The organism is Corynebacterium sp. 045007, assembly GCF_040743205.1.
GTDB lineage: Bacteria > Actinomycetota > Actinomycetes > Mycobacteriales > Mycobacteriaceae > Corynebacterium > Corynebacterium jeikeium_D.
Genome location: NZ_JBFLKW010000053.1, coordinates 1 through 493, shown reverse-complemented (window position 1 = coordinate 493; position 493 = coordinate 1). Strand labels below are relative to the sequence as shown.

Below are 493 nucleotides of genomic sequence, written 5' to 3'. Positions count from 1 at the left end.
CATAGGCGGGCGCTTTATCCGTGTTGATGAATCGTGGGATCTGCCACTTCTTCACGTTGTTGAGGATTTTACCCAGAAACCGGTATGCAGCTTTGCTGTTACGACGGGAGGAGAGATAAAAATCGACAGTGCGGCCCCGGCTGTCGACGGCCCGGTACAGATACGCCCAGCGGCCATTGACCTTCACGTAGGTTTCATCCATGTGCCACGGGCAAAGATCGGAAGGGTTACGCCAGTACCAGCGCAGCCGTTTTTCCATTTCAGGCGCATAACGCTGAACCCAGCGGTAAATCGTGGAGTGATCGACATTCACTCCGCGTTCAGCCAGCATCTCCTGCAGCTCACGGTAACTGATGCCGTATTTGCAGTACCAGCGTACGGCCCACAGAATGATGTCACGCTGAAAATGCCGGCCTTTGAATGGGTTCATGTGCAGCTCCATCAGCAAAAGGGGATGATAAGTTTATCACCACCGACTATTTGCAACAGTGCC

General features: G+C 53.3%; 1 pseudogene. It reads right to left on the bottom strand.

Features of this window, described 5'->3' with window-relative positions:
* Positions 1–430, bottom strand: a pseudogene (locus AB1Z34_RS11175) (IS6-like element IS26 family transposase); the annotation flags it as partial.
* Positions 431–493 lie beyond the last annotated feature (63 nt).